The organism is Mucilaginibacter humi, assembly GCF_013087555.1.
Genome location: NZ_JABFCR010000003.1, coordinates 18,619 through 34,650 on the forward strand (window position 1 = coordinate 18,619; position 16,032 = coordinate 34,650).

Below are 16,032 nucleotides of genomic sequence, written 5' to 3' on the forward strand. Positions count from 1 at the left end.
TGTCTGGAAGTCCACAAGTATGGAAGTCCGTAGTTTGTTGTTGTATATATTTTAATTTTCTATTTTCCTATTTTTTTATTTCTTTCGGACTTACCGACTTTCGGTCGTCCTGACTATTTAGCTTTTTTACGCTGATATATTTTCTTTCGGGTTTGGCCGGCGCTGTAAGGGATTTGTCATTCTCTTCTTCATGACGCTTATACTCGCCCAGTATATTAAAATTATGTGTGTATTTTAAAATCTGTTTTACAGCGCTGTCATATTGCTTGGTTTCTTCCCACTCTACATCTACGTAAAAGTTATACTCGTTGCGCTTACCTAAAACCGGCATTGATTGTATTTTGCTCATATTAACACCACGGTTAGCAAAAATATTCAACACTTTAGCTAATGCGCCTACCTGATTACTAACACGGAAGCAAAGCGATGCCTTGTTAGCAGGTTGTTTAACCGCGTTTTCATGGGTTGTTAATATCAGGAAACGTGTGAAATTCTTTTTATTGGATTCGATACGACGCTCAATAATATCCAAACCATATAGTTTGGCTGCTAAGGTATTCGCAATAGCAACGGTATCAGTTAATTTTTCCTCGGCTATCCGTTTGGCACAAGCGGCGGTGTCACTGCTTTCAACTATTTTAAGATGCGGGTATTCATCAAAAAAGTCTACACACTGACGTATAGCGATTGGGTGCGAAGTTACGTATTTTACCTGTTCAAATGCAACACCGGGCAATGCCATTAAATGCAGCTGTATAGGCAGGTAAATTTCGCCAATAACCGGGAAGTTATAATTTAACAATAAAGAGTAGTTAGGCAGGATACTGCCGGCAATACTGTTTTCTATAGCCATTACTACATAATCGGCTTCGCCTGCTTCTAAAGCGTCAAATGTTTGTTTAAAAGAGTTGCACTCAATAGTCTGGATGTTTTCTCCAAAGTATTTAAAGGCCGCCTCTTCGTGAAACGAAGCGCGGATGCCCTGTATGGCTACTCTTGGTTTATCTTTCTTCATAACTGCGTTAAAACAAAAAATCCCGGCTTTACGGGCCGGGACTTTTTAAGTTTCTTTATATGTGTGTTAGTGCATATTAGTCCCGGCTCTTACTTGGTAAAGTAAAAGTAGTAGTAACCAAAAAAATATGCGGTTGTTGCTTTCATTTTTTTATTATGCCGTAAATATAGGAGATTAAAAAGATATGTCAATAGAAAATTTTTATTTTTTCAAAATAAAGGATCCCATCCGAATTTTATATTGTGAAATTGAATTTGGTGGTAGATAATTTTGTTTTACTTTGGATGTAATCTGACTTATCGATCAAATTCAATTACCTCTCCCGTCTTTCTTAATTAATTTATACATTACAGAACCCTTGACTTTTATCATGAATCACCGATTTCTATCTTATGCCTTGGATCATAAACTGATCCTATATAATAACTTGTATGCTTATTAAGATGGTTGGAAGCTCTTTGATATCATATTCAACATGATCTATAACTCCACTAAACCAAGGCTTATGTCTCCTTGATCAATAATATCGTCATTATAAGATCAGTGAGCAAATACAAAGCAACATATAATAAAAAAACTGAGAAAATTACTCGACTACTTAAACTGCTATTTTCTATCATTTGATTGACAAATACATAGGTTGCGTATTACGTTGCTATCGCTCTTTCTTCTTAAAAAAAAGATTACACATCCATCAGGCCGATTTTGAAAGTGTAGTTACAATTTGATTATGGTTTTCTCTCAATTGATAAATCATAACTCCATACGTCAAGGCTACCGAGAGATGGCTTCGTTTGTTTTTATATGTCCACAGCAAAAACTCGCGGTAGTATTTACTGTCTTTATCATATACAGCCAATTTTACAAATGCTTTTATAATATAATAAAATTGGGACATGGTATATTTCTGTTTCATCTTAACACCATATTTAGGGAACTCGTGCATCTCCAAAAACTTTTTAACCTTTTATAAGAATGTTCAGGAGGATAAATACTGGATATTACCTCTAAAAAGCCGCTTTTTAAACGTTCTGCCCCCATTGTCGGAATTATGTTAGTTTCCCCTTCAGAAAAGGTAAAATGCCGGGAGAGCCGGTTTTCACGGTTCATCCTATCAAACAGCGCTGTACCCGGCGGTGCTTTTAACACATTTACAATCGGAACAGGAATTCCGCTTTCTTGTATAAAATTAACTATGTTTTTAAAGCTATCTTCCGTATCAGTATCAAAGCCAACTATAAACCCGCCCATAATTGTAAAGCCTGCTTGGTGCAACTTATGGACATTACTCAATAAGTCCCGCTTTAGGTTTTGATTTTTAGTGAAAATTTCAAGCTTTCTTCTTGCGGAGTTTCAATTCCGATAAATATGTTTCTGAATTTAGCTTCAAGCATCAGCCGCATCATCTCCTCGTCATCTGCTAAGTTGATGGTCAACTGTGTTGCAAAATATAAACCCGGGTTGGTTTTGTATTGCCATTCGATTAATGCCGGAAGTAAATCAGATTTTAAAATTCTTTTATTTCCAATGAGATTATCGTCGGCAAACAACACTAACTGACTTTCGCCTGTCTTATGAATCAGATCTAACTCTGCCATAATTTGCTCTACAGACTTAGTACGAGGTTTACGCCCATACAAGGTTGTCACATCACAAAAATCGCATAGATATGGACAACCTCGTGAAAATTGTACAATAGCATACAAATAGTCCTTCATATTGATCAGGTCCATTTGCGGAACCGGGGTTTGGCTTACATCAGCAAACTCATGTGTTTTATAAATAGGCTTCGCCTGGCCAAATTTCAAATCGGCCAGAAATAGTGGAAGTGTAATTTCAGCTTCATTTAAAACGAAATGATCGACGCCCTCAAAACGCTCATGTTCATGTGTAAAAAGCGGGCCGCCGGCCACGATAATTGCATTTTTTCTTTTACATTGTTCAATAATCTTTCGCACAGACTCTTCCTGCACATTCATAGCTGAAAGAAAAACCATGTCAGCCCATTCAATATCCGAATCAGACAATGGCTTTACATTTAAATCGATCAGTCTTCGTTCCCAGTTTTTAGGTAACATGGCCGCTACGGTCAATAAGCCCAGCGGGGGAAAGCTGCCTTTTTACCTACTAAAGAAGCGGCATGCCTGAAAGCATAAAATGAATCATACATTTCAGGATATATCAACAGAATTTTCATAGAATCTATTCGACTTTAAACTTATTGGATTATTAATTATCAACCCCTCTGTTTCAAATGTTTTAGTTGCTAAATTATTGTTTTATGGTGATAATTCATAATTGTACAATAGGTTTGGGTGTAATCGGCAAACACAATATAAAAATATGTATTACAAACACTTATGGCGAAGTTTGTTATTACTTTGATTCGGTAGGTTTTATGATAATAATGAGTTGACACGCAAGAAATCAGGTCAGTGATAATCGACGTAAGCAGATGTTTTAGTTACATCATAACACCTGAAAAGAAAAAGCCCTTAGTTGTCAATAAGAGACTTTTGCAGCACGCCCACACGGGCGGCGAGCCGAGAATCAAAAGATTATGGGTCATTTACTCAAACCAACTGAGCTACCCATTTGGAAAGGGTGAAAATTTATGCTAAAAAATCAAGAACAAGTAAAAAAGCCGCTCTGGTGTTGAACGGCTTCAATATTTTTGTTTAGTAATTATAAACCGGCATAATAATTCAATCCCTCCAACAACTCATCAGCAGTACAAATATTGTCGATGTTAAATTGGCCTATCGTGCTCAGTAGAGTGCAGTTAATTTTACCGTTGCTGTTCTTCTTATCTTTAAGCATATACGCTAAAAGGGTATCGCTATGCTCCATTTTTAATTCGTAGCGCGGGTATAAATTCGTTAAAAACGGGTAATCTCTGCCAATTCATCGCTGCTTAAACCTGTTTTTTTGTAGGATAAGTAAGACTCACAGATCATACCGATAGCAATAGCTTCGCCATGTGACAATGAATCTGTATCGTTAATCAACGACCAGGTTTCAACCGCGTGACCAATAGTATGCCCAAAGTTTAATGATTTGCGAATGTTCTTTTCGTGCGGATCTTCCAGCACCACCTTGTTTTTAATGGCTACTGATTTGTAAACCATTTCGGCAGTAGTCGTGCTAAGGTCGCTTTGTTTAAGCAGGTTCCAGTATTCAGCATCACAAATCAAACCATGTTTCAGCATTTCTGCCGTACCTGATAGGATCTGGCGGGCCGGCAGGGTCTTTAAAAATTCGTACTCAATAAATACAGCTTTTGGCTGTGTAAACGTGCCGATGATGTTTTTAATGCTATCAATATCAATTCCAGTTTTACCGCCAACTGATGCATCAACCTGTGATAATAGGGTAGTGGGTACATGTACAAAATCAATCCCGCGCTTAAAGGTTGATGCTGCAAAACCACCAAGGTCGCTTATAACACCGCCACCTAAGTTTATCAATAAACTTTGACGATCGGCACCAAAGTCTATCAGCATTTTCCATACACCTATACAAAAGTCAATATCCTTGCTTTCTTCACCGGCGTTAATTTCTATAATATCAAAGTTGTCAGGATTTCCCAAGCGCTCCCTTAATAAGGGCAGGCAGTATTTCGCGGTATTTTCATCGGTTAAAACAAAAAAGCGCGAATAACGCCCTTGCTCAATAAAAGTAGCAAGCTCGCCTAAGCTATTGTCGAAATATATATTGTAATTGTTGCTTTGTATCGTATCCATATTAGCATCTAATGTGCAAGTATCGGTATCTATTGTACTCATAGTGTTAAATCACTTTTATTTTATTACCTCTAAATTCAACCACGTCACCCTTCTTCACTTTAAGACGTTTGCGGTAATCAATTTCGCCATTATATTTTACTTCTCCCTCATCTACAACTATTTGCGCTTCTCCCCTGTCGAAACCGGGTGGGTTGCTTTTAATAATTGTATCATTGGGATATAATCGCCGGTAACTTTAAACTCTATCATCAGGGGGCAAAAATAAACTATTCGCAGAATAATGAGTTATGTAACTATCATTTTATAATTTTGCAGCACGCTAAACGGTTCTGGTAGTAGCTTATCTTATTGGTTGGATAAGAAAAATATAAGGAACCACTAACTCTTACTATGACTGCAAAAAATAGCCTGTCTTTTGAAAATACGGAAATTGCTTTCCGCCACTCATCAAATGCTGATCTGAGCCGTGCCTACTGGCTGTTCAAGGTAATTAATGTTAATTTTTTAGTGAAGATAGGCCCGCCCATAACAAATTTTGCTGTTAAGATAGGTTTACCCATTAAGGGACTGATAAAGGCCACCATATTTAAACATTTTTGCGGCGGCGAAACTATCCGCGAATGCGAGAAAACAATAAAAAGCACGGAGAGCGGTGGCGTAGGTACAATATTAGATTATTCGATAGAAGGCGAGGACGATGAAAAAGTTTTTGACGAGACCTGCGAAGAGATCATCCGCACTATAAAACGCGCGGCAAAAGATAAAGCCATACCTATTACCGTGTTTAAAGTAACCGGTGTTGCGCGTTTTGGCTTGCTTGAAAAATTAGATGCGAAAGCCACACTTACTGATGCCGAGCAGCAGGAATGGCAAAAAGTACAGGACAGAGTATTGGCTATTTGCGAAAAAGCGCATTCCGTAAATATACCGGTAATGATAGATGCCGAGGAAACCCGGATCCGTGGATACGATCGATTTATTGGCTTTGAATATGATGCGCAAATTTAATAAGGAAAAGGCCATTGTTTATAACACTTACCAGTTTTACAGGCACGATAAATTAGATTCTATAATGGATGATAATGAAGTGGCCGTAAAGGAGAATTTTATCCTTGAGCTAAACTGGTACGCGGTGCTTATATGGAAAAAGAACGCAAACGTGCCGAAGAAAAAGGTTATCCATCGCCCATTCAACCTACTAAAGAAGCCAGCGATAAGGACTTTAAACCTGGCGCTTGAGTATTGTATAGATAATATAAAAAGCATTGCCTTTGTATCGGGTACCCATAACGAAGAAAGTTGCCGTTTGTTAACCGAACTTTTGGAGAAAAATAAAATCGACCATAAACACCCCCACATATATTTTGCCCAATTATTAGGCATGAGCGATAACCTTAGCTTTAATCTTGCCGATGCGGATTATAACGTCGCTAAATACGTGCCCTACGGACCGATAAAAGCGGTATTACCCTACTTGTTCCGTCGCGCGCAGGAAAACACGGCCATAGCCGGGCAAATGAGCCGGGAGCTTGGATTAATAGTTAAAGAGAAGGAAAGAAGAAAGCTGTAGCGTTAGTCTACATATTATAGTGTTGATAGTTACAGCAATCCGTTTATTTTAAAATATTCCCGGATATTATCGGGCGCTGTCATTAAATAGGTTTGTAATCCCAGTTTTTTGGCTGTCTCTAAATGCTGGGGACTGTCATCAATAAACAAAGTCTCCGCCGGGTCGAGGTTGTTTTCCTTCAATACTTGTTCAAAGATTTCGGCGTCAGGCTTACGTTTACCAACCGGTGCGAATAATAAGTTTTTTCAAACAGGCCGCTGTTGTCATTCATATCATATTCGCGTTTTAAATAATCATGCACATAATCGTAGTGGATAGCGTTGATATTACTCAATAAAAATGTGCGGTATTTATCTTTTAGTTGCAACAGCAATTCATGATTCCCTTTGGGGATGCCGATAAAGATCTGATTCCAGGCGTGGTTAATTTGCTCGTTGGATAATTCGGGTTTGCCGGTGAGCTTGCGTATGCGGTCGGCAAAGGCTTCCGTACTTATCTCGCCTTTCTCCAAAGCATCAAATACACCATCCTGTTGTCGGTGACCGTAAAACTCGTGTGCGTTGGTTATACCCAAATCTTTCCAGGCTTGTGCTACTTTATTAAAATCGATATGAAATATTACGTTGCCGTAATCAAAAATAATGTTCTTAATGGATTTCATAGTTTAAATTCCTTGGGTAACTGCTTTCATTTTAGCAAGGCCGGTTTTGGCTACTAATAAAGCATCTTGTTTATAATAACTTTCGTTAAATACTTCAAGCGAAAGCACTACCGGTTTAGCGGGGTTTTTAAGAGTTTGTAAAATTTGTCTAAGCGGAGCGATACCATCTCCGGTATAAATACGGTCGGGTTCTGATATTTTAGCCGGGGAAATGCCTGCGGGATAGTCATTCATATGAAATACCGCTATGGCATCCTTACCTACAAATGCTAAACTTTCTACACTTGACCCACCTTTGTAAATATGAAATGAATCTAACAATACCAGCGCATTTTTATGGCCGCTTGCAGCAGCAACATACAATACCTCGGCTATACGCTTTAAGTTGGCCGATCCGCCCCACATTTCAACCATGGGTATAACGCCGGTTTTGGTGCCCATTTCTAATATACTGATATAACGTTCAGTGATAACATCAAGGTTTATCAATGGTAATCCGGTAGCCCCTGAAGGTGGTGCGGCAATACGAGGGCAACCTATCTGCGCCAGCAAATCCATTTCTGTTTGTAACTGTTTAAGAGCGGCTTCACGTGTTGTTTTATCGTCAACTATCCATTTGGCAAAACCTATTGCGTTTTCTATCGTGATATCCGGTCGGCAATGATTTTTTGGCTTCAGCTGTTGTTCCCCCGGTTTGAAGGTAGGTTTGAAAAGTATCTATCCATATTTCTACGGATGTAAAACCTGCTTTCGCGGCTACCTGCAGCTCTTTAATAAACCCTAATTTATGCCCGCGAATGGTACTCATATTCAGCGAATATTTAAACGCTGCATTAGTTTTTTTTGAAACATTGATGGCTGATACAGATGTATTTAATAGGGCGGCACCGGCTGTTAGCCCTAAAGTTTGTAATGCTTGTCTGCGGTTTTGTGATAGCTTATCCATGTAAACAATAGCGCCTTATTAAAAGTACTGCCATCAAAAATATAGTATTTTAATTAAAATAAGGCTTTGCAATTTTCAGCAGAAAGTTGTAACATTGCAGCCTGAAATTTAACAAGATTTCTGCGCGCCTATAGCTCAGTTGGTTAGAGTAGAAGACTCATAATCTTTTGGTCCCCGGTTCGAGCCCGTGTGGGCGCACTAAGTAGACAGGCTCTACACCTAAAAACCCCTTAAATCCCTGATTTAAGGGGTTTTTTCATTAAAAGTACCGCCAAACGCAGTATGATCTTTGATGAATTTCCAACCGCTCGATGCAGCTGCATTAAAATTACTACATCAATATTTCGACCTATTCAGGCGGACCGGGGCAAACTGATCCAGAAGGTAGATCCCTGACCTTCGGTGCTGTTAAACGCAATGGTTCCCCCTTGTCTCTCCATGAATTCACGACATAGAAAAAGACCCAATCCAGCCCCGCGTTCCTGTCTTGTGCCGCTTAAGGCATGAGTCTGATGGGTGAATAGCCGCTGCTGCTGGGGCACAGGAATACCGACTCCGTTATCTATCACTTTAATCAGGCAGTGGGCCCCTGTCTTTTCTAACTGCACCTTGACGGTTCCGCCGGGATGGCTGAATTTAATGGCGTTGGTTAGTAAATTGCGTAATACCAGTTGCAGCAGATCTGGTTCTGCCCGGACATAGGTATCGTCGATTTCAGGCGCTTCCAGACTGATGGATTTTTCGGCAGCCTGAGGCCCGAGTTGAAGGATAACCATCGCAATGAGTTGATTTAGACGTACGTCTCCGGGTGTTAAACTGGTACCTTCTAGCTGACCACGGGTCGGGATAAGAGATTGACCAATAATTCAGAGGCGTTGCGAGTCCGCTGTAACAGTTCCAGTTTTATACTTCGCAGCTCCTCTTCGTCCGGGCTTTCAGCTGTAAGCACTTCCAAAAAGCCCTGAATAGAACTTAGGGGCTCCCGCAGGTCATGAGCCAGTACCGATAATAATTTGTTTTTGAGCTCGCTGGCGGCGGCTAATTCAGCTGCCTGGTGATGATAAGCGCGGCGGATATACAAAGTCACAAAAATGATAAGCGCGGCTATAACTACATAAGTATAGCCAAAGTCTGTAAAACGCGTGGCACGGTCAGGATAATTAGCTACAATCCAGCCAGGATGATAATAATCCCGGGCAAAAAGGCCGAACATTGCCAGTAAATTAAGCGGTAGCCAGATAAGATATTGACGACGGGGTATCACCGCGATACTTACGAACAGCCACAATAAAAATATGGCATAGGTAGGGCCGTTCAAACCAGCGTTGTTATAATAATTTAAGATTAGCGCGGCATTGGCGCCGAATTGAAACAATACAATCGCAAAATTTGTAAGGCCTTTAAAGCGTGATAAATAATAAACTACCGCGGTTATGAGAAAAGCTACTCCCATAACTGTGGCCAGTCGGGGCAAGCCAATTAGATAATTAAACGGGATATTCAAACCGATGCCGCAAAGCATGATCAGACAGACCGAATGAAAGATTCGCGCCTCCAGGCGAAAAATGGTTCGGTCGCCGGTCAGCCAGGCAAAGAAAGCGCGCCGCGGATTGATTTCCATATCATATCTAACGTAATATTCATCCCTTTTGTTCAACCTACTAAATGAAAACCGCTTAACCCCAAAAGAGGCGAAGTAGAAGACAGTCTATCGGCATCTAAAAGCAATGATTTATATTTTTTTATTTATTAAAATCTTTTCAGTCGTTATAAATACACCATTTCTGACACCAAAACGCCACCCCGATTTAATTTTTAGGTTTGGGATTTTTTAAGAGTTAATAGGTTGTTATACAATATTAATTAAAAAAATACACAGATTTGACTGGAAAACAAATGTGCCGGGGATCATTTTTTGCCGCGGTGGCCGGGATTATCTTTGTTTCTTATTCGCTCCGTTATGATCGCATTATCCTATCATTTTGTCTTCCCGGCCGAAGGGAGAGATCGTTATTTTAAATTTCACTGCTTGCCAGATATAACTCATGTCTGAATCAACACCTGATTACCGAACGCGGATCCGAAACTGGCTGGGCGCCGGAATTTTCATGGTACTGGTACAAATCGTCCGGGAGGCATTACCCGGCTGTCAGGTTCGGGCTTATCAATTACCGAATGGAAACCGCTTATGGGTGTTTTTCCACCGCTCAGTGACAGCGAGTGGCGCCACAGCTTTGAACAATATCAGCACATTGCGCAATTCAAGAAACTTAATTACCATTTTACACTGGCGGATTATCAGGGGCTCTTTTTTTGGGAGTGGGTTCATCGGGAGTGGGCCCGGCTGATGGGGCTCGTATTTATTATCCCTTTCCTTATTTTTCTAACGCGGGGGAAATTTAACCGGACGCTCGGCGTACATCTGGCCGGTTTGTTCCTGCTTGGGATGTTGCAGGGACTCGCCGGGTGGCTGATGGTGCAGAGCGGGTTGAACGACACAGATGTAACAGTTAGCCATATCCGGCTGGCAGTGCATTTTTGCCTCGCGCTTTTCCTGCTTTCCTATCTGTTTTGGATGTTCCTTGATTCAGGAGCGAACCATGCAACAATCAGTCCGGTCCGACCTTTCCGTAATTTAACCGGGGCTATCGTTATTACCCTCGGGTTCCAGCTCATCTACGGGGCTTTTATGGCAGGTACGCACGCGGCCCTTTACGCACCCACGGCCGGATATGAATGGAGCGATCTTTATGTCATCAACTGACGCAGGCAAGACCTGGCTGCACCGGGTTATTTACGATCCTTTACTGATACAGTTTATCCATCGGTCGCTGGCTTACTTATTATGTGGCCTGTTTGTTGCCTGGTTTCTCTTGAGCCGGCCGTTAGCGCCCGCTGGTGGCGCATTTTTAAACTGGCCGCCGACCTTGCTCATTACACAAGTCAGCACGGGCATTTTTGCCTGCTTCGCAGTGGGACTCCTCTTTATAGCTGGCTGGCGGTTGCACATCAGTTTAATGGTATTCTGCTGCTGCTAAGTATGGTCAATGTTCTTTACTGCCTGAGAAAAACACCTGGCTCATTTACGGGAGTATCGGTACCTGATGAATAACAGGGAATGATATAAAACCGGGACCAACATTAAACTCCTTCATAAATTACGCCTGAGGTGGGGGTTTCCTTCAGCTCAATTTTTTGCAAACCAGGCAGCCCGTTCCTGAACTGGTGCCACAGCCAGCACGCTACGTTTTCGGCTGTTGGGTTTTCAAGACCTTGAATCTCATTCAGCAAAGCGTGATCAAGTCGCTCCAGTACCGGCTTGCAGACGGCCGTGAGCTCGCTGAAATCCATAACCCAGCCACGGATCCTGTAAAACCGCGCCTGAAATAAAAACGGAGAGGTGATAAGTGTGGCCATGCAGCGCACGGCATTTATGCCCATCCGGCACTTTGGGTAAAAAATGTGCTGCGTCGAAGGTAAATTGTTTATATATGATCATGCGTTGATTCCCTAACGAACTGTTTGCGTCGTCCGTAACGCAAAAGTACCGCATTAGCATGACAGGAAAAATGCGCGCCGTCACCTATCATACTATCCGTGCGTAAACTGGCCTTTTCGCTTTTTTGCACCGAAAGATCATGTCCGGTAATGACGAAGGTCACTTTTGAGTGTGGCAAATTGCGGAGTTTTAGGATCTGTTAAACGTTAAATGAATAAAAATCTTAAAACAAATCCGATGAAGACAATTGCAGTGCTGACAGACCTTTCGAAAAGCGCCGAACACGCGACGCATTTTGCCCTTCATATGGCAAGAAAGATGAAGGCCGGGGTGCTTTTGTTTCATGACTGCCCTGTGCCGGCCGCAAGGCAACTGGCTTATGCCGGTGAACAGGAGCCCGAAGCTGACGAACACCTGCTGATCGATCATGCCCGCCGCATGTCACATGACCTGGCCAAACGTTCTTTTACAGGTTCCTATTTGCCGGAAATCCGCACATATGGTAAGAGTACCGAGATCGTGGACATTATGACAGAGATCATGCACAACGAAGAAATATGTCTGATTGTGACGGCACCGGTTAACGGTATGGACCCGGCGACCTACCTAACGGGCGATATCTGTAACCGAATCATTGACTGGGCGACCGTGCCGGTACTCGTCGTTCCGGATACGGCTCCGCTACGCAACTTTGAAAAGATCGCGTTCGCTTCACAACTGCATGAAGAAGATATTAACGCCATTGAGGAGCTTGGCAGTTTGCTGGAAAGTTTTGCTGCCGAACTGATGGTCGCTCACCTCAACCGTAACCCCTCCGACCAACATATACGCGGGGCAGAGGAAGAGCTTAACCGCGAATTGTATCGTAAACTTAATTGCGGCGGGGTTTATTTCCGCAGTATACCGGATGTTATTAGTCAAAAGAACTGGGAGTGGCTAAAAGCAAATAAACATACTGATCTGCTCGCGGTTATGCAGCAGTCGCGGGAACAGATGGCCGCATTGTTCAAAAGGGGCCAAAATAGGGAGGTGACCTATCACCTTAACCTCCCGGTTATGATCCTGCCTAAAAGGCCTTAAGCGAAGTCCTAAATACTAACGGCAGTGTTGGCTAACTGGTATAGTGCGTTACAACACGTGATATTTATAGTGATTTCTTATGATACCTGCCCCTATAAAAACATCTGTTAATTGCCAGACTATTCATTTTGGGATAATTTTACTGAAAATATTGGTCAAAAAGGTCAAGCTGAGCCTCGACCGCATGGAATGATCTTTCTGTCATTCCTGCACGATTTGAAGCACTCAGCTGGTTAATTTTTGCCATCAAGGGTTCCAGCCAATGGTGCAGGGCCACATGATCTGGCCCTTTCAGCCGGCATTCTTTTATCATTCTGACTACCCCTGCCTGCAGCGCTTTTGCCGTGGACTGGTGATTTTTTAGTGACCACGTTTTTTTGCTGCCTGCGTTTTTAACGATATTTTTCAGGCGCGCCACATTATTTTGGGTCGCCGGGTCCGCCTTCCACCTAACGCCATTGTTCAGTTCCAGTTTTTCTGATGCGGGTTCATTTTGACAACGTGCCTTTTCTGGCGCTACAGCCAAAGCTGCGGCAAATAACAGTATTATGATCTTCTTCATTACAGGTCTTTCTTTTTAAATATTTTGAGCGCAAAAAACAGAGGTACGACGATCCAAACCAGTTGCAGGAGCAGCGAAAACGCGATGCCTTCACCGCTGCCGAAAAACTGCTGATAGAGCGCGCCGGTATAACCCATCAGCGCGGAGATATCCAGCTGGAGCAGGATCAGGATACGGGCAAGATCTATAGGATTTAAGGCGGTCAGCGCGATCATCGCTTTTTCCGGGGATAATCTGCAAAGGAATACAGGAACAGCAGCACAAGTCCGTCGAAAATGATCGAAAAATAGAACCAAAGCATTAGGGCCAGGCCGATGCCCTTCGCCTTATCCCGGGTTAACACGGAGGTCAGGAAAGCCAGTGAGACAAAACTCAAAGTGAGCAGGCAGCCGGATATCATGAGCGTAATACCTGTTAGCGAGTATGCGAACAGAGCGACCGGCAGGCAGACGCCCAAGATAAAGGCCAGCAAAATAGAGCTGCTGATGCCGATGAATTTCCCGAGCAGGATATTGCGCCGGCTGATCGGCTGAGATACCAGCATTTCGGTAAACTCCGCTGCGTTGAAATAATAGGTAGTCGAATAGACCACACTGACCAGCGGAACGATGATCAGTATAACCGTCGTGATGCTTACCAGCCCTTTGGTCACATCTGCATCAGACAGGAAAATACTCAGGCTGATCGCCAGCAGCAGCAGTGTATAAGCCAGCAGCACTTTGCTGCGTACAATATCAAGGATGATATATTTAGCGATCTTTAACATGATGTGTACTTAAAATTTTAGTCAGGGCCCTGTTCAGTTTTTGTTCGCCGGTTTCCCGCTTCAATTCGGCCAGGGTTTTTAAAAATTTAATTTGCCCTTCGAAAAGGTAGAGGATCTGATCAGAAATCTCGTCGGCTTCGCTCAGGATATGTGAAGTGATCAGTACCAGCTTTCCTTTTGACCTTTCTAAAAGAATCTTTTCTTTGAGTGCTTCGGCCGCCAGCGGGTCAAGGCCAGCGGAAGGTTCATCCAGGATCAGCACATCAGGGTTAAACATAAAGGCCAAAGCAGCACTTACTTTCTGCAATGTTCCTCCGGATAAGGTGCGCATGGTTTTCTGATACATGCTTTCCAGCTCGTAAGCTTTCAGCAGGTCCGTATCTATCGCGTCCTGCTGCCGGATATCCATCACCATCTTAAAGAGCTGGCCGATCTTCATATTATCGGGATAGTGTCCGATCTGCGGCATATAACCGATATGTCTTTTATAGTCAAACGTATCGTGAATAGCTTTACCTTTAAACAGGATCCTGCCGCTGTCGGGAATCACCATACCGAGAATGGATTTGATGAAAGTCGTTTTCCCGGAGGCATTCGGCCCCAGGATAGAAATCACCCCGCCGCCGGCAAAATTGCAGCTTACATTTTTGAGCACATCCAAGCGGCCAAATGATTTTTTGAGACCTTCTATCGCGATTATTTTTTCCATGGTTTCATTCTGGGTGTTTCGTCTTTAACAGATTCGGGCGTTATAGAAGGAATGGCGCGTTCTACCTTATCGATCAGGTTGACGATGAAGCTCCGCATCAGCATCACGCTTTGGGGATTCTGTTCGATGATCTGTGCATAAAGGCTGATCGGGCGGTAAGGTATATCACCGGTGCCGTTCTTATTCAGGTCATAACCTTCGTATTTGTCCCAATAGTTGTCATTAAAGTAAATCTCTTTCAGCGTACCGTTAGTGGTCACATCAAAAGAATTACCCTTGTAGTTGTTTTGTGTAAAATGGTTTTTGTTGCAGCTGGCCAGTACGCGCATAGCCCAGCCATTAGAAATAAAGTCATTGTGCTTGATGGTGATACGGTCGGAGTTTTCCATATAAATACCAGTGGTGTTCCGGATAAATTGGTTTCCCTCGATACGCGCATCCGTAATCTCTTTGAGGAGGACACCATAGATGGTGCTTCCCCAGTTTTCAATAAAAGTATTATCCAGCATGGCTATACGCCGGGTATACATAACGGAAACGCCGGAGCCGTTATTTTTAAAGGTATTGTGCCGGTAAGTATCGTCATCTGAGAACATAAAATGTAGGCCATAGCGGATATTCCTTTCGCTGAGGTTATTCACAATAAGGCATTTCTTCGCAAACTCAAAGTAAATACCATCGCGGTGGCGGGTCACATAATTACCGCGAATGAGTACTTCCTTACATTTCCATAGATGGATGCCGTTTCCCGAATTCTCTATATTATTAGAGCCGGTTACCCGGTTATCCAATACCTGTATATGCCGGCAATTGGACAGGTAGATGCCGAAGAAATTATTCAGGAGCGTATTATTACTGATGGTCACAAATGCTACATTGCTGAGCCGGATAGCTGCAAAATCCCGCATAGACCCTGTCTTGGTGTTCCTGAGGATAAAGCCATCCAGTTTTACATTACTGGCGGTGATGGTCAATACTTCCTCCCGGAAACGGGCGTCCAGTATCGGCTGGTTCTGACCTAATATCGTTACTGATTTGTCAACCGGGGTATTCAACGAAATGTAGACACCTTTTTTGACCAGTATCGTGTCACCGTTTTGAGCGAGCCTTACCGCCTGCTGCAGGGAAGTAATACCGGTGCCGGGTGAGACCACAATATTACGCGCCGCTGAAATGACCGGCAGTAACAAAAGCAGCAGTATTTTGGCAGGCAGGGCTCTCATTTACGATCTTCGTTTAAAAGCGATGTCCAGTCAAAGATCTTTGCTGTGGGGTCATGCTGCGCGCGCTGTGCTGCTTCCCACATACTAAAGGCCGCCAAATTTCCGCCCATAGGCGAGGAGAGGGAGCTATCGCGTAAAAACCAGGCTTTTCGCGCATCGAAGAGCTGGCCGGGCTGATTGAAATCACTGACCAGAAATTGCTTTTCGGGTCGGAAGCCTGAGCAGGATTTTCTTTCAAATAAGCGGTCATACATT

General features: G+C 42.8%; 24 protein-coding genes, 1 tRNA gene and 1 pseudogene. 6 read left to right on the forward strand and 20 right to left on the reverse strand.

All coding sequences use genetic code 11. The features are described from left to right. Window positions 1–67: 67 nt before the first annotated feature. The 6 genes and pseudogenes from HK413_RS01020 to HK413_RS21740 all read right to left on the reverse strand — a co-directional run bounded on the left by HK413_RS01020 (window position 68) and on the right by HK413_RS21740 (window position 4,921). Entirely contained in the window at window positions 68–1,015 is a 948-nt protein-coding gene (locus HK413_RS01020) for a prephenate dehydratase (RefSeq protein ID WP_175268819.1), read from the reverse strand. Between the two features lie 912 nt (window positions 1,016–1,927). Then, window positions 1,928–2,308, reverse strand: a complete 381-nt coding sequence (locus HK413_RS01025) for a DUF4070 domain-containing protein (RefSeq protein WP_175268820.1) — start codon at window positions 2,306–2,308, stop codon at window positions 1,928–1,930. An 11-nt stretch (window positions 2,309–2,319) separates the two neighbouring features. Further along, a complete protein-coding gene (locus HK413_RS20430) occupies window positions 2,320–2,748 on the reverse strand; it encodes a B12-binding domain-containing radical SAM protein (protein WP_317169177.1) in 429 nt (142 codons plus the stop codon). A gap of 102 nt (window positions 2,749–2,850) precedes the next feature. Next, a pseudogene (locus HK413_RS20435) lies at window positions 2,851–3,120 on the reverse strand (cobalamin-dependent protein); the annotation flags it as partial. Window positions 3,121–3,894: 774 nt separating this feature from the next. Further along, the gene (locus HK413_RS01035) at window positions 3,895–4,800 is read right to left on the reverse strand and encodes a 3-dehydroquinate synthase (RefSeq protein WP_317169167.1); all 906 of its coding nucleotides are present in this window, start codon (window positions 4,798–4,800) and stop codon (window positions 3,895–3,897) included. Window positions 4,801–4,804: 4 nt separating this feature from the next. After that, complete coding sequence (locus HK413_RS21740) at window positions 4,805–4,921, reverse strand: RNA-binding S4 domain-containing protein (protein WP_394353098.1); 117 nt, start codon at window positions 4,919–4,921, stop codon at window positions 4,805–4,807. Between the two features lie 230 nt (window positions 4,922–5,151). Between HK413_RS21740 and HK413_RS20440 the strand changes: the two genes are divergently transcribed. Together HK413_RS20440 and HK413_RS20445 are read left to right on the forward strand one after the other, a co-directional pair. Beyond that, window positions 5,152–5,769 (forward strand): proline dehydrogenase family protein, encoded by a 618-nt coding sequence (locus tag HK413_RS20440; RefSeq protein ID WP_317169168.1) that lies wholly within the window; start codon window positions 5,152–5,154, stop codon window positions 5,767–5,769. Next, window positions 5,753–6,331, forward strand: coding sequence for a proline dehydrogenase family protein (locus HK413_RS20445; protein WP_317169169.1), 579 nt, complete (start codon window positions 5,753–5,755; stop codon window positions 6,329–6,331). The genes HK413_RS20440 and HK413_RS20445 overlap by 17 nt, the downstream gene beginning before the upstream one ends. Window positions 6,332–6,360: 29 nt before the next feature. On the opposite strand, the gene HK413_RS20450 is transcribed toward HK413_RS20445, so the two are convergent. The 4 genes from HK413_RS20450 to HK413_RS14250 are packed head-to-tail and all read right to left on the reverse strand — an operon-like array spanning window position 6,361 to window position 7,938. Beyond that, entirely contained in the window at window positions 6,361–6,513 is a 153-nt protein-coding gene (locus HK413_RS20450) for an HAD-IA family hydrolase (RefSeq protein WP_317169170.1), read from the reverse strand. Then, entirely contained in the window at window positions 6,510–6,992 is a 483-nt protein-coding gene (locus HK413_RS01050) for an HAD family hydrolase (RefSeq protein WP_317169171.1), read from the reverse strand. The genes HK413_RS20450 and HK413_RS01050 overlap by 4 nt, the downstream gene beginning before the upstream one ends. Before the next feature lie 3 nt (window positions 6,993–6,995). Continuing rightward, entirely contained in the window at window positions 6,996–7,550 is a 555-nt protein-coding gene (locus HK413_RS01055; protein WP_246229475.1) for a sugar phosphate isomerase/epimerase family protein, read from the reverse strand. Between the two features lie 46 nt (window positions 7,551–7,596). Next, window positions 7,597–7,938 (reverse strand): hypothetical protein, encoded by a 342-nt coding sequence (locus tag HK413_RS14250; protein ID WP_217451904.1) that lies wholly within the window; start codon window positions 7,936–7,938, stop codon window positions 7,597–7,599. 124 nt (window positions 7,939–8,062) lie between these two features. Here HK413_RS14250 and HK413_RS01060 point away from each other — a divergent pair. Then, a tRNA-Ile gene (locus HK413_RS01060) sits at window positions 8,063–8,136 on the forward strand. Window positions 8,137–8,291: 155 nt separating this feature from the next. Here HK413_RS01060 and HK413_RS01065 read toward each other — a convergent pair. Together HK413_RS01065 and HK413_RS01070 are read right to left on the reverse strand one after the other, a co-directional pair. After that, a complete protein-coding gene (locus tag HK413_RS01065) occupies window positions 8,292–8,714 on the reverse strand; it encodes a sensor histidine kinase (protein ID WP_175268822.1) in 423 nt (140 codons plus the stop codon). Between the two features lie 50 nt (window positions 8,715–8,764). After that, window positions 8,765–9,391, reverse strand: coding sequence for a histidine kinase dimerization/phospho-acceptor domain-containing protein (locus HK413_RS01070; protein ID WP_175268823.1), 627 nt, complete (start codon window positions 9,389–9,391; stop codon window positions 8,765–8,767). A 684-nt stretch (window positions 9,392–10,075) separates the two neighbouring features. On the opposite strand from HK413_RS01070, the gene HK413_RS01075 reads away from it, so the two are divergent. Both HK413_RS01075 and HK413_RS21745 read left to right on the forward strand, forming a co-directional pair. Then, the gene (locus HK413_RS01075) at window positions 10,076–10,702 is read left to right on the forward strand and encodes a COX15/CtaA family protein (RefSeq protein ID WP_394353099.1); all 627 of its coding nucleotides are present in this window, start codon (window positions 10,076–10,078) and stop codon (window positions 10,700–10,702) included. After that, window positions 10,689–10,976: a hypothetical protein gene (locus HK413_RS21745; RefSeq protein WP_175268824.1), complete on the forward strand. Its 288-nt coding sequence runs from the start codon at window positions 10,689–10,691 to the stop codon at window positions 10,974–10,976. Before HK413_RS01075 ends, HK413_RS21745 begins: the two co-directional genes overlap by 14 nt. Window positions 10,977–11,079: 103 nt before the next feature. Here the strand turns inward: HK413_RS21745 and HK413_RS01085 are convergent, their stop codons facing one another. Then, window positions 11,080–11,355 (reverse strand): 6-pyruvoyl trahydropterin synthase family protein, encoded by a 276-nt coding sequence (locus HK413_RS01085; protein WP_449406784.1) that lies wholly within the window; start codon window positions 11,353–11,355, stop codon window positions 11,080–11,082. Continuing rightward, entirely contained in the window at window positions 11,237–11,497 is a 261-nt protein-coding gene (locus HK413_RS22540) for a 6-pyruvoyl trahydropterin synthase family protein (RefSeq protein WP_449406783.1), read from the reverse strand. The genes HK413_RS01085 and HK413_RS22540 overlap by 119 nt, the downstream gene beginning before the upstream one ends. Window positions 11,498–11,647: 150 nt before the next feature. Between HK413_RS22540 and HK413_RS01090 the strand changes: the two genes are divergently transcribed. Then, on the forward strand, window positions 11,648–12,517 hold the full coding sequence (locus tag HK413_RS01090; RefSeq protein ID WP_175268825.1) for a universal stress protein: 870 nt from the start codon (window positions 11,648–11,650) through the stop codon (window positions 12,515–12,517). A gap of 139 nt (window positions 12,518–12,656) precedes the next feature. Here the strand turns inward: HK413_RS01090 and HK413_RS01095 are convergent, their stop codons facing one another. Genes HK413_RS01095 through HK413_RS21750 form a run of 6 tightly spaced genes read right to left on the reverse strand, consistent with a single transcriptional unit; the run spans window position 12,657 to window position 16,031 of the window. Continuing rightward, the gene (locus tag HK413_RS01095) at window positions 12,657–13,079 is read right to left on the reverse strand and encodes a hypothetical protein (RefSeq protein WP_175268826.1); all 423 of its coding nucleotides are present in this window, start codon (window positions 13,077–13,079) and stop codon (window positions 12,657–12,659) included. Beyond that, window positions 13,079–13,294 carry a hypothetical protein gene (locus tag HK413_RS15905; RefSeq protein ID WP_246229477.1) on the reverse strand — a complete coding sequence of 72 codons (216 nt, stop codon included), beginning with the start codon at window positions 13,292–13,294 and terminating at the stop codon, window positions 13,079–13,081. Before HK413_RS15905 ends, HK413_RS01095 begins: the two co-directional genes overlap by 1 nt. Next, on the reverse strand, window positions 13,291–13,845 hold the full coding sequence (locus HK413_RS01100) for an ABC transporter permease subunit (RefSeq protein WP_246229478.1): 555 nt from the start codon (window positions 13,843–13,845) through the stop codon (window positions 13,291–13,293). The genes HK413_RS15905 and HK413_RS01100 overlap by 4 nt, the downstream gene beginning before the upstream one ends. Beyond that, window positions 13,829–14,554, reverse strand: coding sequence for an ABC transporter ATP-binding protein (locus tag HK413_RS01105; protein ID WP_217451905.1), 726 nt, complete (start codon window positions 14,552–14,554; stop codon window positions 13,829–13,831). Before HK413_RS01105 ends, HK413_RS01100 begins: the two co-directional genes overlap by 17 nt. Continuing rightward, window positions 14,542–15,777 carry a nitrous oxide reductase family maturation protein NosD gene (locus tag HK413_RS01110; RefSeq protein ID WP_175268827.1) on the reverse strand — a complete coding sequence of 412 codons (1,236 nt, stop codon included), beginning with the start codon at window positions 15,775–15,777 and terminating at the stop codon, window positions 14,542–14,544. Before HK413_RS01110 ends, HK413_RS01105 begins: the two co-directional genes overlap by 13 nt. Continuing rightward, entirely contained in the window at window positions 15,774–16,031 is a 258-nt protein-coding gene (locus tag HK413_RS21750) for a nitrous oxide reductase accessory protein NosL (protein WP_175268828.1), read from the reverse strand. Before HK413_RS21750 ends, HK413_RS01110 begins: the two co-directional genes overlap by 4 nt. Window position 16,032 lies beyond the last annotated feature (1 nt).

Excerpts from the sequence above, each read along its gene's own strand:
- HK413_RS01020 (WP_175268819.1), bottom strand. The coding sequence starts at position 1,015 with ATGAAGAAAGATAAACCAAGAGTAGCCATACAGGGCATCCGCGCTTCG.
- HK413_RS20430 (WP_317169177.1), bottom strand. The coding sequence starts at position 2,748 with ATGGACCTGATCAATATGAAGGACTATTTGTATGCTATTGTACAATTT.
- HK413_RS01035 (WP_317169167.1), bottom strand. The coding sequence starts at position 4,800 with ATGAGTACAATAGATACCGATACTTGCACATTAGATGCTAATATGGAT.
- HK413_RS20440 (WP_317169168.1), top strand. The coding sequence starts at position 5,152 with ATGACTGCAAAAAATAGCCTGTCTTTTGAAAATACGGAAATTGCTTTC.
- HK413_RS20445 (WP_317169169.1), top strand. The coding sequence starts at position 5,753 with ATGATGCGCAAATTTAATAAGGAAAAGGCCATTGTTTATAACACTTAC.
- HK413_RS01050 (WP_317169171.1), bottom strand. The coding sequence starts at position 6,992 with ATGAAATCCATTAAGAACATTATTTTTGATTACGGCAACGTAATATTT.
- HK413_RS01055 (WP_246229475.1), bottom strand. The coding sequence starts at position 7,550 with ATGGATTTGCTGGCGCAGATAGGTTGCCCTCGTATTGCCGCACCACCT.
- HK413_RS14250 (WP_217451904.1), bottom strand. The coding sequence starts at position 7,938 with ATGGATAAGCTATCACAAAACCGCAGACAAGCATTACAAACTTTAGGG.
- HK413_RS01065 (WP_175268822.1), bottom strand. The coding sequence starts at position 8,714 with ATGGTTATCCTTCAACTCGGGCCTCAGGCTGCCGAAAAATCCATCAGT.
- HK413_RS01070 (WP_175268823.1), bottom strand. The coding sequence starts at position 9,391 with ATGGGAGTAGCTTTTCTCATAACCGCGGTAGTTTATTATTTATCACGC.
- HK413_RS21745 (WP_175268824.1), top strand. The coding sequence starts at position 10,689 with ATGTCATCAACTGACGCAGGCAAGACCTGGCTGCACCGGGTTATTTAC.
- HK413_RS01085 (WP_449406784.1), bottom strand. The coding sequence starts at position 11,355 with ATGGCCACACTTATCACCTCTCCGTTTTTATTTCAGGCGCGGTTTTAC.
- HK413_RS22540 (WP_449406783.1), bottom strand. The coding sequence starts at position 11,497 with ATGCTAATGCGGTACTTTTGCGTTACGGACGACGCAAACAGTTCGTTA.
- HK413_RS01090 (WP_175268825.1), top strand. The coding sequence starts at position 11,648 with ATGAATAAAAATCTTAAAACAAATCCGATGAAGACAATTGCAGTGCTG.
- HK413_RS01095 (WP_175268826.1), bottom strand. The coding sequence starts at position 13,079 with ATGAAGAAGATCATAATACTGTTATTTGCCGCAGCTTTGGCTGTAGCG.
- HK413_RS15905 (WP_246229477.1), bottom strand. The coding sequence starts at position 13,294 with ATGATCGCGCTGACCGCCTTAAATCCTATAGATCTTGCCCGTATCCTG.
- HK413_RS01100 (WP_246229478.1), bottom strand. The coding sequence starts at position 13,845 with ATGTTAAAGATCGCTAAATATATCATCCTTGATATTGTACGCAGCAAA.
- HK413_RS01105 (WP_217451905.1), bottom strand. The coding sequence starts at position 14,554 with ATGGAAAAAATAATCGCGATAGAAGGTCTCAAAAAATCATTTGGCCGC.
- HK413_RS01110 (WP_175268827.1), bottom strand. The coding sequence starts at position 15,777 with ATGAGAGCCCTGCCTGCCAAAATACTGCTGCTTTTGTTACTGCCGGTC.
- HK413_RS21750 (WP_175268828.1), bottom strand. The coding sequence starts at position 16,031 with ATGTATGACCGCTTATTTGAAAGAAAATCCTGCTCAGGCTTCCGACCC.